The organism is Gilliamella sp. wkB112 (assembly GCF_001690685.1).
In the GTDB taxonomy this organism is placed as follows: Bacteria; Pseudomonadota; Gammaproteobacteria; order Enterobacterales; family Orbaceae; genus Gilliamella; species Gilliamella apicola_J.
In genome coordinates this window covers 526,230-540,621 of record NZ_LZGL01000017.1, presented here as the reverse complement: position 1 = coordinate 540,621, position 14,392 = coordinate 526,230, and the positions used below count along the sequence as shown (strand labels likewise).

General features: G+C 34.7%; 14 protein-coding genes. 5 read left to right on the top strand and 9 right to left on the bottom strand.

Translation table 11 applies throughout. The features are described from left to right. The first annotated feature begins 22 nt into the window (after nt 1–22). Genes zur through A9G12_RS09155 form a run of 3 tightly spaced genes read left to right on the top strand, consistent with a single transcriptional unit; the run spans nt 23 to nt 1,190 of the window. The gene (zur, locus tag A9G12_RS09165; protein WP_065565522.1) at nt 23–457 is read left to right on the top strand and encodes a zinc uptake transcriptional repressor Zur; all 435 of its coding nucleotides are present in this window, start codon (nt 23–25) and stop codon (nt 455–457) included. Further along, the gene (locus tag A9G12_RS09160) at nt 445–801 is read left to right on the top strand and encodes an EamA family transporter (RefSeq protein ID WP_065565521.1); all 357 of its coding nucleotides are present in this window, start codon (nt 445–447) and stop codon (nt 799–801) included. The genes zur and A9G12_RS09160 overlap by 13 nt, the downstream gene beginning before the upstream one ends. Next, nucleotides 801–1,190, top strand: coding sequence for an EamA family transporter (locus A9G12_RS09155; protein ID WP_065565520.1), 390 nt, complete (start codon nt 801–803; stop codon nt 1,188–1,190). Before A9G12_RS09160 ends, A9G12_RS09155 begins: the two co-directional genes overlap by 1 nt. Nucleotides 1,191–1,231: 41 nt before the next feature. Here A9G12_RS09155 and mutT read toward each other — a convergent pair whose 3' ends face one another. The 3 genes from mutT to A9G12_RS09140 all read right to left on the bottom strand — a co-directional run bounded on the left by mutT (nt 1,232) and on the right by A9G12_RS09140 (nt 4,906). Beyond that, nucleotides 1,232–1,636, bottom strand: coding sequence for an 8-oxo-dGTP diphosphatase MutT (mutT, locus tag A9G12_RS09150; protein ID WP_065565519.1), 405 nt, complete (start codon nt 1,634–1,636; stop codon nt 1,232–1,234). Between the two features lie 114 nt (nt 1,637–1,750). After that, nucleotides 1,751–4,480, bottom strand: a complete 2,730-nt coding sequence (gene secA, locus A9G12_RS09145; protein ID WP_065565518.1) for a preprotein translocase subunit SecA — start codon at nt 4,478–4,480, stop codon at nt 1,751–1,753. Nucleotides 4,481–4,561: 81 nt separating this feature from the next. Then, on the bottom strand, nt 4,562–4,906 hold the full coding sequence (locus A9G12_RS09140; protein ID WP_065565517.1) for a hypothetical protein: 345 nt from the start codon (nt 4,904–4,906) through the stop codon (nt 4,562–4,564). A 318-nt stretch (nt 4,907–5,224) separates the two neighbouring features. On the opposite strand from A9G12_RS09140, the gene A9G12_RS09135 reads away from it, so the two are divergent. Together A9G12_RS09135 and folA are read left to right on the top strand one after the other, a co-directional pair. Then, the gene (locus A9G12_RS09135; protein ID WP_065565516.1) at nt 5,225–6,289 is read left to right on the top strand and encodes an MJ1255/VC2487 family glycosyltransferase; all 1,065 of its coding nucleotides are present in this window, start codon (nt 5,225–5,227) and stop codon (nt 6,287–6,289) included. A gap of 10 nt (nt 6,290–6,299) precedes the next feature. Further along, entirely contained in the window at nt 6,300–6,794 is a 495-nt protein-coding gene (gene folA / locus A9G12_RS09130; RefSeq protein ID WP_065565515.1) for a type 3 dihydrofolate reductase, read from the top strand. 46 nt (nt 6,795–6,840) lie between these two features. On the opposite strand, the gene relA is transcribed toward folA, so the two are convergent. From relA to galT, 6 genes are all read right to left on the bottom strand, one after another. Next, nucleotides 6,841–9,096, bottom strand: a complete 2,256-nt coding sequence (gene relA / locus A9G12_RS09125; RefSeq protein ID WP_065565514.1) for a GTP diphosphokinase — start codon at nt 9,094–9,096, stop codon at nt 6,841–6,843. A gap of 6 nt (nt 9,097–9,102) precedes the next feature. After that, nucleotides 9,103–10,437, bottom strand: a complete 1,335-nt coding sequence (rlmD, locus tag A9G12_RS09120; protein ID WP_065565513.1) for a 23S rRNA (uracil(1939)-C(5))-methyltransferase RlmD — start codon at nt 10,435–10,437, stop codon at nt 9,103–9,105. 14 nt (nt 10,438–10,451) lie between these two features. Further along, nucleotides 10,452–10,940: a pantetheine-phosphate adenylyltransferase gene (gene coaD, locus A9G12_RS09115; protein ID WP_065565512.1), complete on the bottom strand. Its 489-nt coding sequence runs from the start codon at nt 10,938–10,940 to the stop codon at nt 10,452–10,454. A 221-nt stretch (nt 10,941–11,161) separates the two neighbouring features. Beyond that, complete coding sequence (gene galM, locus A9G12_RS09110) at nt 11,162–12,160, bottom strand: galactose-1-epimerase (protein WP_065565511.1); 999 nt, start codon at nt 12,158–12,160, stop codon at nt 11,162–11,164. Beyond that, nucleotides 12,151–13,308 carry a galactokinase gene (gene galK / locus A9G12_RS09105; RefSeq protein WP_065565510.1) on the bottom strand — a complete coding sequence of 386 codons (1,158 nt, stop codon included), beginning with the start codon at nt 13,306–13,308 and terminating at the stop codon, nt 12,151–12,153. Before galK ends, galM begins: the two co-directional genes overlap by 10 nt. Then, nucleotides 13,309–14,358, bottom strand: a complete 1,050-nt coding sequence (galT, locus tag A9G12_RS09100; RefSeq protein WP_065565509.1) for a galactose-1-phosphate uridylyltransferase — start codon at nt 14,356–14,358, stop codon at nt 13,309–13,311. Nucleotides 14,359–14,392 lie beyond the last annotated feature (34 nt).

Below are 14,392 nucleotides of genomic sequence, written 5' to 3'. Positions count from 1 at the left end.
TAACGAAGGCAAGGGAAATATGATGCATACTCTGCTAATTGAAAAGATTGAAACACTATGTAAAAAGCGTAATATCAAATTAACAAATCAACGCCGAACTGTTTTAGATATCATGTTAACAGCCAATAAAGCGATGAGTGCATATGATCTTTTGGACCTATTAAAAATTAGTGAACCCCAAGCAAAGCCACCTACAATTTATCGTGCTCTTGAGTTTTTACTTGAACAGGGGTTTATTCATAAAGTTGAATCTTCTAATAGTTATATTATTTGCCCACATTTCAATGATCCTGAACATGTTTCTATTTTATTTATTTGTGATAAGTGTCAACAGATTTTTGAAAAACATTCAACCGACATTGAACAACAACTTAAACAATTAGCACAGCAAAATGTATTTTTGATAAAACATAGTGTGCTAGAAATCCATGGATTTTGTCAGCAGTGTCAATTTTAATTATCATTCTTTGGTTGATTAATATTACTTGTGATACTGTAGGTCAAATTGCCTTCAAATATGCAGCTATTACATCTAAACATAAGCAAGGTTTGTATTATTGGCAAAGATTATTTGGCAATTACTGGTTATGGTTAGGTTTTGGTGTTTATTTCATGGGTTTTATTTTTTGGTTAGCTTTTTTAAGTTATGTGCCATTATCCCAAGGTATTTTATTGGGCTCGTTTAATATGATAACCGTCATGCTTGCGGGAAGAGTTTTATTTAAAGAGCAGCTTACACCATTTCGTCTTATTGGTATTTTGTTTATTACACTTGGTGTAGTATTGGTAGGGCTTAACTAATGAAAAAATTTTATTTAATAGGTTTTATCTTATTACTTTTTTTTGATACTTTTGGGCAAACAAGTTTTAAATTAACGGCATTATCAGCGTTGCCATTTGAGATGAATATTGACTGGTTAATTCGTGTTTTTAGTCATTATTGGGCATATTTTGTGATGTTAGGTTATTCAGGTGCATTTATTACTTGGATGGTATTATTGAAAAAAGCACCAGTTGGCCCAGCTTTTGCCGCTTCTCATCTACAAGTTGTTACGGTAATGTTAGTTTCAATTATTGCTTTTAATGACCAAATAACTTGGATGCGCTTACTAGGTGCACTGTTTATCATTATTGGTATTATCTTCTTGGCACTAGCTGAACAACGGCTTCATAAAAAATGTTTATATTAAAACGTATAGCTTACCTGAAACATCTTTACAATAATTTTTTGCTAAATCTGTTTATCAAGGTTTTTTAACATCTCAATAATTGGACGATTAGCATCGGGAAATTCGTCAGCATTAAGATCTTCTTGATCAATCCAACGACTAGGTTGACCTTCTTTAGCAAATGGCACACCATCCCATTCTTCAACTAGATAAGCGTGAATAGTGATATCGCGATCGTCATAACTGTGCTCAAATTTTTTTAAAAATTGGGCTTGGTGGATATGGATATCTACTTCTTCAGCAATTTCGCGTTGTAAGGTTTGAAAAGGCGTTTCCTCTGGTTCCACTTTTCCACCAGGAAATTCCCAAAATCCAGCAAGATGGGAATCTTCTCCCCGCTGGGTTATAAAGATTTGACAATTTTGTGAACGAATAATACCTACAGCAATTTCAGTATGTTTTCTCATAATCCTGTCTATTTAGTAGTCATATCAAAATAGAGTCGCAGCTATTAATTTACACGCCGACGATGGTCGGCGTTTATATATCGTAAGCTTATTTGATAATACTAAATTTTTTCGTTAGTGAACAGCTCCATGACAATGTTTATATTTTTTGCCAGATCCACAAGGGCATGGATCATTACGTCCAACTTTAGCTTGAGCACGGACCATTGGTTGTGCTGGTCCTGATGCTTGTTGTTCACTTTCACCATTCATTCCTGACATAGATTCGTGATTAGCTTGCTGGCGTGCTGCTAATTTTTCCATTTCCGCTTGGCGTTGGCGTTCGGCTTCGTCTACTTCTTCTTGAGAACGTATCCTTACACGACTGAGAATACCAATCACATCATATTTAAGTGATTCTAACATGCCAGCAAACATATTAAATGATTCACGCTTATACTCTTGTTTTGGATCTTTTTGTGCATAACCACGCAAATGAATACCTTGGCGTAAATAGTCCATAGCTGCTAAATGTTCTTTCCATAAACTATCCAGAGTTTGTAGCATGACTGTTTTTTCGAAGTTTCTAAATGCTTCAGAACCAGCAGTATTTTCTTTTTCAAGATAGGTATCTTGAGCAATTTGTAAAATACGCTCTCGCAATGTTTCTTCGTGCAGATTTTGTTCTTCATCTAACCATTTTGCTATAGGTAATTCTAGAGCGAAATCAGTTTTGAGTGCGGTTTCAAGCCCTGGGATATCCCACATTTCTTCAATTGATTGTGGTGGAATATATCGATCAATTAGTGCATTAAAAACATCACCTCGAATTGAGTCAATGGTTTCTTTGATGTCTGAATTATCTAATAATTCATTGCGTTGACGATAAATTGCTTTACGTTGGTCGTTAGCCACATCATCAAACTCAAGTAATTGTTTACGAATGTCAAAGTTACGGCTTTCTACCTTTTTCTGAGCATTTGCTATAGCTTTAGTGACCCATGGATGTTCAATAGCTTCGCCATCCTTCATGCCCAGTTTACGCATCATACTACCAACACGTTCGGAAGCAAAAATTCGCATTAATGGATCTTCAAGGGATAAATAAAAGCGTGAAGCCCCCGGATCCCCTTGACGACCTGCACGGCCACGGAGCTGATTATCAATACGGCGTGATTCATGGCGTTCAGTACCTAAAATATATAATCCACCTAAAGCAATGACTTCTTCATGCCTTACTTGCCATGCTTGTTTGGCTTTTTCAATATCTTCAGGGGTTGGATTTTCGAATTTAGCTATATCACTTTGCCAGTTACCACCAAGCATAATATCGGTACCACGACCTGCCATATTGGTAGCGATTGTTACTGCTCCTTTACTACCAGCATTAGCTATGATTTCGGCTTCTTGAGCATGGAATTTAGCATTAAGAACATTATGCTTAATGCCCACTTTTTGAAATGCTCTTGAAACTAGTTCTGATTTTTCGATTGAAGCAGTCCCTACTAAGACCGGTTGCCCACGTTTTAAACAATCTTGGACATCCGCTACAATAGCGTTAATCTTTTCTTTTTCCGTCATATAAACTAGATCCGCTTTATCTTTACGAATCATTGGGCGATTAGTTGGAATGACAATAGTATCTAAACCATAAATTTGGTTAAATTCGAAGGCTTCAGTATCAGCTGTACCTGTCATACCAGCTAACTTTTCATATAGACGGAAATAGTTTTGGAAGGTAATTGAAGCAAGTGTCTGATTTTCATTTTGAATTTTAACATGTTCCTTAGCTTCCACTGCTTGGTGTAAGCCATCAGACCAACGGCGTCCTTCCATAGTTCGTCCGGTGTGTTCGTCAACGATAATAACTTCATTATCTTTTACAATATAATCGACATCGCGATGGAATAGGTGATGCGCACGTAATGCAGCGTTAACATGGTGCATTAATACGATATTACTAGGAGCATAAAGTGATTCGTCACCTTTCATAATCCCTTGTTTAATCAATAATTCTTCGACTTTAACTAAACCTCGTTCAGTTAGATTAACTTGACGGGTTTTTTCATCAACAGAGAAGTCACCATCACCTTGAAATTGATCTGAATCTTCTTTTTCTTGGCGTACTAAATGTGGAATGATTTTATCAACACTAATATAGCGATCAGAACTGTCTTCAGCTTGACCTGAGATTATTAGAGGCGTTCTAGCTTCATCAATTAAAATGGAGTCAACTTCATCGACTAAAGCATAATGTAATGGTCGTTGTACGCGAGACTCTTTATTAAATACCATATTGTCACGCAAATAATCAAAACCATATTCATTATTAGTACCATAAGTAATATCAGCATTATATGCGTCGCGCTTCACCTGCGGTGGCATATTGGGTAAATTCACCCCAACAGATAATCCCAAAAATTCAAATAATGGACGATTGTTTTCGGCATCGCGCTGAGCTAAGTAGTCATTGACGGTAACTACATGTACTCCTTTACCTGTTAGTGCATTTAAGTAAGCAGGTAATGTTGCGGTCAAGGTTTTACCTTCACCAGTACGCATTTCGGCAATACAACGTTCATTTAATACCATACCGCCTATTAATTGCACATCAAAATGACGCATACCAAATACGCGTTTACTTGCTTCACGAACAACGGCAAAAGCTTCTTCTAAAATATCGTCTAAATTGGTACCAGCGGCTATTTTTTGTTTAAATTCTATTGTTTTAGCTTTAAGTTCATCATCGGTTAATGCTTCCATTGCTGGTTCAAGTGCATTAATTTTTTCAACACGTTTACGCATGCTTTTTAAAACGCGTTCATTACGACTACCAAATACTTTGGTTAATAGTTTTAATAACATATTTTTTCTCTTATTCTTTCAAAAGGAAATGTAAGGTAAGAACCTTATAGGACAAATTAATTTAATTAAACGCTACGCACATTAGGCGATAGTTTGAGGACCAGCTCTTATACCATTATAAGGTGATAGTCTAATGACTTTACTTGGTGATATATCGCTATAATTCAGTGATATAACTTGTACTTTGACATACTGCTTTTGTAGTCTAGATAGTGTTTGTGATTGTGTAGTTATAGCTGGTTGGTGTTCTTGCACTATTGCTGTAATTGCAATAATTCCAACTTGAGGTACAGCTGTTTCTGTCGGCAGACCTTCTTGAGGACATAAACTAAAGCCAGTAGCAATCACACCTAATAATAAGTGCGATAATGCTGTTTTGATAATAAAACGTTTACTGAGTTTTTGCCAATAATCTATCACGATCATAATAGTATTATGTTAGCATTTTTTGCCAAAATGAAAAACAATTATTAAATCAATAGTACTTTGTGTGCTGAATTAAAAGTATAAAATAGTTCCAATCTTTACCGCATCTTCTATGCGCAAATATTAATTTCATTAATTAATTTAATATTATTAGTTAGCGTATATAAAAATTATTTAGTTTTAAATGATTAATAATGATGGTGGATAATTTATATAACTTAAAATAACAATCGATGCTTTCTTATCAAAATAAGTATCATAAATATAAGGTGTTCTGCTATTATATTTACATATCTTCAATTTACTAATAATAATGATATGAAAATTCTTTTTGGTGTACAAGGTACCGGAAATGGTCATATAAGTCGATGTAGAACCTTAGCCAAAGCCTTTACTAAGGTAGGTGCTGATATTGATTATATTTTTAGTGGTCGCGACCCCAAAGATTATTTTGATATGGAAGCTTTTGGTAATTATAAAACCTTCCGAGGAGTTACTTTTGCGACATTGAATGGAAAAATCAATTTTCGTAAAACTGTTCAACGTATTCGAGCATTTAGATTAATTAAAGATGTTAGAGATCTTGATTTATCTAAATATGATTGCATTATCAGTGATTTTGAACCAGTTAGTGCGTGGGCAGCCCATTATCAGCATCGTGACTGTTTAGGCATTAGTAATCAAGCGGTTTGCCAATACTTGAAACCTAAAGAGTATGGCATGATTGCTAATGTTATTATGAAATATTATGCTCCGGTTACCCAACCAATTGGTCTACATTGGTTCCATTTTGGACATAAATTAATACCACCGATGATCGATTCTTTTCAAATACCACCCAAAGAAGATGGAAATATTGTGGTTTATTTGCCATTTGAAGGATTAGATGAAATTACTGCATTATTAAAAAATTTTGCAAATTATAAGTTTGTTTGTTTTCATCCAGAGGTGAAGCAAGCATCACAACATAGTAATATAATTTTACAACCACTTGGGCGTGATAATTTTACCAAAGCTTTAATTAATTGTTCTGGTATTATTTCTAATACTGGTTTTGCTTTAATCTCAGAAGCTTTGGTGTTAGGTAAAAAGATCCTTACTAAACCAGTTTCTGGGCAATTTGAACAGGTTTATAATGCGCAGTGCTTGGAAACTTTGGAGTTGGCAACGGTCATGGAAAATTTAAATACTATTAAACTTAAGTACTGGATTAATTTACCTTCCCCTGAGCCAGTAATTTATCCTGACGTAGCAACGGAATTAGCTAATTGGATTGTTTCTGGCCGAAATGAATCGTTACTTTCTTTAAGTGAACGGCTATGGGCAAAAACTGTGTTCCCAAAACATGTACAACAACGAATTAAATCTTTAGGTTACGTGTAAAGGAAATAAAATGACATTAAGTATTATTGTGGCAATGGCGCATAATCAGGTAATTGGCTTAAATAACCAAATGCCATGGCATTTACCAGCTGATTTAGCTTGGTTTAAAAAAAATACACTTAATAAACCAGTGATTATGGGACGAAAAACTTTTGAATCTATAGGAAGACCTTTGCCAAATCGGCATAATATTGTTATTAGTGGTAGAGACGGCATGCTTCCTTTACCAAATCTTAGTTGGGTACGTTCGATTGATGCAGCCATACAATTGGCTAATAAGCAAAATACCGATGAAACCTTTATTATCGGTGGTGGTAATATTTATAATCAGGTGTTACCAAAAGTAAATCGTCTGTATTTAACACATATAGATGCAGATTTACCAGGGGATACATATTTCCCCAATTATTTTCCCGAACAATGGCAAGTGGTTCATCAAGAGGATCATCGGTCTGATGATAAAAATCCTTATCCTTATCAGTTCCAAATTTTACAGAGAAAATGAACGTGATTGATCTTGCCACTATTTTAGTGGCAAATAAAAGTACTGTTTATCCTAGACGTTTAGCTTCAATAACATCAGGTAATTGTTTAATCTTATTTAGTACGCGGTTTAGCGAGTCTTGATCGAATATTTCCATATCCATATCTATGGTAGCTAATTGTTGTTTTGTATCACTTCGACTAGATAACCCCAAAACATTAACTTTTTCGTTAGCTAAGATGGTAGTGATGTCACGCAATAAGCCACTGCGATCGTTAGCCACAACACGGGTTATCATGGTGTAACTTGCTTGACGTTTACTACTCCAAATTGCTTTAATAATACGTTCAGGAGCGTGGTTTTTTAATTCTTGTAACTGTTCACAATCGCTTCTATGAATAGAGATTCCACGACCTTGGGTAATAAACCCTATAATTGGATCACCAGGAATAGGGCGGCAACAATTTGCGATGGTATACATTAAATTACCCACACCTTCAATTATAATTTCATCGTTTTTGTTGTTATTTGTTTTAGGTGTGTTTTTGGTTTGGTTACTTGATTTTTGAGTAATTTGTTTTAATGCTGCTTCATCTTCTTCTTCAGCAGTTGGTTTGTTGAATTGTGCATTTAAGAAGTTTACTAACTGGTTAATTCTGACATCCCCACTGCCAATACCAGCTAAAACTTCATCAAATGAATGCGCATTATATTTATTAATTAAAATTTTCTCGACGCTTTTTAAACTAATATTTAATGGCTCAAGTTCTCCGACTAAAATTTGCTCACCAGCGGCAATATTTTTATCTCTATCTTGTTTTTTGAACCAAGCTTGGATTTTGGCTCGAGCTCGGCTACTATTTACAAATCCAGTATTAGGATTTAACCAATCTCGGCTAGGATTAGGCTGTTTTTGAGTAATAACTTCAACTTGATCGCCAGTTTTTAAAATATAAGTAAAAGGTACAATACGGCCCTCGACTTTTGCTCCAATACAGCGGTGCCCTACATCACTGTGAATATGATAAGCAAAATCAAGTGGAGTCGAACCTGCCGGTAAGTCAACGACATCACCTTTGGGTGTGAATACATAAACACGGTCATCAAAGATTTGGCTGCGCACAGCTTCTTGAATTTCACCACTTTCCGACATTTCTTGTTGCCAAGTTAATACTTTACGTAACCACGAAATTCGTTGGTCATAAGCAGTCATTTTGTCGGTACTACCTTCTTTGTACTTCCAATGAGCAGCGATACCTAACTCTGCATCATTATGCATCTGTTCTGTTCGAATTTGAATTTCAATAGTTTTGTTTTGAGGTCCATAAACCACAGTATGAATGGACTGATAACCATTCGGTTTCGGATTTGCCACATAATCATCAAATTCTTTGGCAATATGTTGGTAATGACTATGAACAATACCCAAAGCGTTATAACAATCTTCAATCCGGTCACAAATAATGCGCACAGCACGGATATCGTAAAGCTCTTCAAATTGTAGATGTTTACGTTCCATTTTTCGCCATATACTATAAATGTGCTTAGGTCGCCCATAAACTTCAGCACGGATATGATCTTTATTCATCATTGCTTGAAGATTATCAACAAAATCATTGATGTATAATTCACGGTCTATCCGCTTTTCATGTAATTTTTCAGCAATAAATCTATATTCATCAGGTTGTAAATAACGAAAACAAAAATCTTCTAATTCCCATTTTAATTGACCAATCCCTAAACGATTAGCTAGCGGAGCGTAAATGTTAAAACACTCCTTTGCCGCTAAAACTTGTTCTTCTTTTGGTGCGTTCATCAAGCTACGTAGATAAGTAATACGTTCTGCTAATTTAATCACTACACTACGAAAATCATTTACCATTGCTAGTAGCATGCGACGAATACTATCGATTTGTTCAGTTGTAGCATGACCATTTCGAATTGCTCGAAGTTGGCGGATTTCTTTCATTCTAATGGTACTAGAAATGATATGGACAATTTTACGGTCAAAATCTTCAGGGATATCTTCTCGGCGAATAATTTTAGCATCTAGAAACGGGAATAATAATGAAGCACATAGACTATTTATATCCATATTAAGGGTAGATAAAATCTCAACCATTTCTACTGCATTTTCAAAACAGCGAATCTGTTCAGGGGCACCGGCACTATTCTCAAAACAGAAATCCCATATATCTTTAAATTTTTTATAAGAATCAGGATTTATTAATAATAATTCTTCCCTTGCCCATTGTTCGACATCAAATTGAGCAAGTGAGTAATGCTCTTCACTGTGTTGGTGCGCGCCCCTAATTGATACCATAATTAATTATCCTGATTTGGTTAACAATAACATTGATTCAATGTGCTTAGTTTGTGGAAACATATCTAAAATAGCCACTTTAGCAATTTGATACCCAGCAGCGATCAATAGTTTACTATCTCTAGCTAGCGTAGCCGGATTACACGAAATATAAACAATTTTTGATGGTTTAATTTTTACAATTTCAATTATTACATTTAAAGCTCCAGATCTTGCAGGATCTAATAAAACTTTATTGAAAGTTGTCTGACTCCATCTTAAAAATTGCTGACTATCATCCAAATTGCTAGTTAAAAAATTAGATTTAGCACAAAGGTTACTACTATTTAATATGGTATTAAATTTGGCTTTTTCAACTAGTGCGTTAACACCTTCAATTCCTGTAACGGATTTACATAATGTTGCCATAGGCAATGAAAAATTACCCATGCCACAAAATAAATCTAAAACTTCATCAGTTGATTTTAAATCTAACCAATCAAGTGCTTGAGTAATCATTTTCTGATTAATTTTACTATTTACTTGTATAAAATCTAGCGGACTAAAGGTTAATTTTAAATGGTTTATGAGGTAATAATGTTCAGTTTTACCAATAATATGTACTAAATCATCACCATGTAAATACAAAGATAAGTTGTGATTTTGGGCAAACTGTTTTAGTAAATTAGTATCAGTTTCAGTGAGTGATTTTGTGTGCCTTAAAACTAAAATAATTCCGCTATCAACATAAATTAATTCAATATGTCCTAATGCATTTATCTGTTTGATTTTTCGTAAACAATGTTGCAATGGAGCCAATAGTTTATCTAATTGTGGCACCAAAACTGGGCAGTGTTCAATATTAATTATTTGATTTGATTCGGCTTGGCGAAAACCAATATACAATTCGCCCTTAATAATATTAATTGCAAGTCGGGCTCGTCGGCGATAATGATATGGTTGATCTGCTATGATCTGTGGTGAGTGAGCAAGAACAGGCTCCAAAAATGCACCACTTTCTTTTTGTAACAGTTTAATGAGAGCGTCATATTTTGACTGTTGTTGTAAATGTGATGAAATATGTTGTAATTCACAGCCACCACATTTTTGATAATAGTCACACTTAGGAATTATACGTTCTGCACTTTTGTTATGATATTTAATTACTTTTGCTTTAGCGTAATTTTTCTTATCTTCGGTCAATTGAATATCAACAATCTCATTTGGCAAAGCAGATTTAACAAAAATTGTTTTACCTTTATGATGAGTAACTCCATGCCCAAAGCTATCTAGGCTCGAAATAGTTACAGTTAATTGCTGAGGGGCTATTTTCTTTTTTTTAGGTGTGTAAAAATTAACCATATTAATTACTAAATTTAAGCCGTTCGCCTTATTAATTCTGTTTTGACATGCTTGGGCACTAAATTTGAAATATCTCCACCATGGAAAGCAACTTCCTTAACAATGGTTGATGAAATAAAGCCCATGGCAATTGATGGCATCAAAAATATGGTATCTAAATCAGGCTTTAAAGAACGATTCATTTCAGCAAGTTGCCTTTCATATTCAAAATCGTGGGTAGTTCTTACACCACGGACAATGACAGTTGCATTATGAGTTTGGGCAAAATCTGCCATTAAGTTATTAAAACCAATGACTTCAACATTGAGTAAATGTTCAACTGAAGTTGATGCCAAGTTGACCCGTTCATCTAAATCAAATAATGTTTTTTTAGTTGGATTTTCAGCAATAGCTATAATTAATCTAGGGAAAAGTAGTGATGCTCGCAAAATGAGATCAATATGCCCATTAGTAATAGGATCAAATGTTCCTGGAAAAATAGCGGTTAATATATTGCTTTTCATTTATTAATCATCCATAAGCAAACATAATTATATCATACAGAATTTTAGCAAAAATTGTTAGTTTAACCTGATTAAAATTACATTTGTATTTTATACTTAAAGGTAAGTTTCTTCTGAAATGTTCTTACAAAAGGTTTAAATTTAATTGTAAATTATAAATTTATTGTGACTATTGATGAGGTTTATATGCTCATCAATAGTTATTGGAAATATAGTATTAATTATTTTGTGCTAAATCGATAAGTTGTATGATGATGATAAGCTTGATTTGGTTCTAACCAACAGCTAGGTTGTGGCCATTGAGGGTGATTAGGGCTATCGGGTAGAAATTGTGCCTCTAATGCGATTCCTGCAAAGTTATTATATTCTCCATTTTTTCTATTTGGTGTATGTTGTAAAAAATTACCAGTATATATCTGTAGAGCTGGTTTAGTTGTAATTACGTCCATAACCAATTTGTTATCGGAAGAAGTAAGTTGTGCTCCTATAGATTGGGTTTTATTCAGAAGATAAGCATGATCATATCCACCAACTAACTGGCGCTCGGAGCTTTCAAAGAGTCTGTCTGATAAAAGCCTTGGTTGACGAAGATCCATATCATGTTCGGTAACGCTGGTTAAATCACGGGTTGGAATGCCATTAATATCAACAGGTAAATAGTAGTCAGCATTAATTTGTAAAGTATGAGAAAGAATATCTTTGCCAGTTTCTCCATCAAGATTAAAATAGGCATGGTTAGTCAAATTGACTGGAGTTAATTTAGTTGTTGTAGCATTAAAAGTAATAGTAACTTGATTATCATCAGTTAAAGTATAGGTTACTGTAGTAGTAAGTTCTCCAGGAAAACCTTGGTCACCGTCAGGAGAGATTAAAATAAAAGTAACCTGTTGGTCGGATTGTTTTTGAATATCCCACAAATGCCTATCAAAACCTATTTTTCCACCATGTAGTTGGTGCATGCCTTGGTTAGCAATTAATGAATGAAGTTTGCCATTAATTTTAATTGATGCATTAGCTATACGATTGGCATAACGACCTATTGTTGCGCCTAAATAGGCATCTTGTTGTTTGTATTGTTCTAAAGACTGACAACCTAACAAAACTTCTCGTTTTTTTCCCTCAACTGGCAAAATACAAGAAAGCCAAGTGGCTCCCCAATTTGATATTTTGATGCTCATACCTTGCTTATTATTAAGAGTTATTATTTTCACTATAGACATAAAGCATGGGCTCCTTCGCTAGGTTGGCAAACATAAAAATCTTCTTTAATACCAAATTTATTATAATAATTGTCATGGACGATTGTCTTAACTGCTATAACTCTATCTTTGGGTACTAAAGCTACAACGCACCCACCAAAGCCTCCACCTGTCATACGTACGCCACCATCTGTACCAATCAAGTTATGAATAATATCAACTAGATAATCGATTGCAGGTACAGTAATTTCAAAATCATCACGCATTGATTGGTGGCTTTCCTCCATAAGTTGAGAAAGTAATTTATAATTCTTTTTTGCGAGAGCTTGGGATGCTTTAAGTGTACGTTCATTTTCAGTAATGACATGATGAGCACGTTTAAAAACAATTGGATCAAGGGTGTCTTTAATCTTTTGTAAGTCAGAGATTGTTGCATCTCGTAATGCTTTTACACCAAGAGCTTGAGCCGCTGCTTCACATTGTTTTCGACGAGTATTATATTCACTGTCAACTAAACCGCGTTTGATATTGGAATTAATAATGACAACAGAAAAATTTTCAGGTATTTGAACAGGTTTAGCTTCTAATGAACGACAATCAATAAGTAATGCATGTTGTGCTTGACCAAGCGCTGATATTAATTGATCCATAATACCACAATTACAACCAACAAATTGGTTTTCGGCCTCTTGACCTATTAAGGCTAATTTAGTGCCATTAAGAGGTAAGTCATAAAGCACTTGAAACATTTTGGCGATAGCTACTTCGAGTGAGGCTGATGAGCTTAATCCTGCCCCTTGAGGAACATTTCCACTAATTGCAAAATCAACACCATGGATATTATTAGCATATTTTTTTAAATATTTTATAGCTCCTCTGACATAGTTAGCCCATTGGTAAGTAGGGTGTTTTTCGATAGGATTATCTAAAGAAAATTCATCTTGTTGATTATTATAATCGACTGCAATTATTCGAAAAATATTATCTGACCGTTTACGGCAAGTTATCACCGTTTGATAATTAATCGCGCAAGGTAAAACAAAACCATCATTATAATCGGTATGTTCCCCAATTAGATTCACTCGGCCAGGTGCTTGCACAATTGTATCTGGTTTACAACCGAAGTAGTTTTCAAAAGACTGAGATGTTTTTTCAATTAATTCTTTCATTTACTTATCCTTTTTCTCTTTGTAGTGTATATCACTTACATTGCGCAGTTTTTCTGCTGCTTGTTCTGGTGTTAAATCTCGTTGTACTTCAGCTAACATTTCATAACCTACCATAAATTTTTTTACTGTAGCTGAACGTAATAGAGGGGGATAAAAATGAGCGTGAACTTGCCAATAATCGGTTGTGTTTTCAATAAAAGGAGCTCCATGCCATCCCATTGAATAGGGGAAAGAACAATGAAATAAGTTATCATAGCGACTCGTTAATTTTTTAAGCGCAATGGCTAAATCAACCTGTTGCTTATTAGTTAATTCGGTTAATCGTGGAATATGTATTTTGGGTAATAATAAAGTTTCAAACGGCCAGATAGCCCAAAAAGGTACCACGGCAAGCCAATACTCAGTTTCAACAACAATTCGTTCTTGATTTACCAATTCTTTAGCTACGTAATCAACGAGCAAATTACTTTGATTTTTTTCAAAATAATTACGCATGTTATAATTTTCTCGCGTAATTTCATTGGGAATAAAATTATTTGCCCAAACTTGCCCGTGAGGGTGTGGATTTGAGCATCCCATTACTGCTCCTTTGTTTTCAAATACTTGTACCCAAGGGTAATGTTCACTTAGTTCTAGTTGTTGATTAATCCAAGTTTTAATTACTGCCTCAATCGCAGGTAGATCAAGCTCAGGTAATGTTTTACTATGATCTGGTGAGAAACATATAACGCGGCTGGTCCCCTTGGCACTTTGCATTTGAAACAAAGGATCTTGGTTTTTAGGTGATTCAGGTGTATTTTTCATTAATGCAGCAAAATCATTAGTAAAGACAAAAGTACCAGTATATTGGGGATTTATATCGCCAGTGACGCGTTGATTTCCTGAACACAAAAAACAGGTTGGATCATAGCTTGGTTTCTGTTCTTCATTTAATGTTTCTTGTTGACCTTGCCATGGGCGTTTTGCTCTGTGAGGAGAGACCAATACCCACTGATTCGTTAATGGGTTTAGCCGGCGATGAGGGTGATCAACAGGATTAAAAATGTCCATTTTTGCCTCTTTTGTGAAATTGCTTTTTTATAAA